This window comes from Bacillus sp. SIMBA_005 (assembly GCF_046535585.1).
Lineage (GTDB): Bacteria > Bacillota > Bacilli > Bacillales > Bacillaceae > Bacillus > Bacillus pumilus.
Window position 1 is genome coordinate 1 of sequence record NZ_JAWRWI010001011.1, and the last position, 243, is coordinate 243.

General features: G+C 67.5%; 1 protein-coding gene. It reads left to right on the top strand.

Annotated elements, in window-relative coordinates; translation table 11 throughout:
* Positions 1-215, top strand: a 215-nt coding sequence (locus SB660_RS23150; RefSeq protein WP_410584887.1) for a hypothetical protein, incomplete at its 5' end; no start/stop codon positions are given.
* Positions 216-243: the final 28 nt, after the last annotated feature.

Genomic DNA, 243 nt, shown 5'->3' on the forward strand with positions numbered 1-243 from the left:
TGGCCCTGAGCTGGGTGGGGACGGGGCGCTTCATCTTCAGCCTCAATTACACGGAGGCCGATTTTGCCGAGGTGGCGGACCGCTTTGTTGCGGCGGCCCGGCGCGTGGAGGCCGATGGCTGGTGGTGGCATGACGGGACGCTGACCAACAAGGCGATTCGCCGGCGCATCCTCAAGGAGGTGCTGGTCCGGCGTTTTCTGAAGCAGGGCGATTGAACGCGCGCGGCGCCCCTCCCGAAGGGGG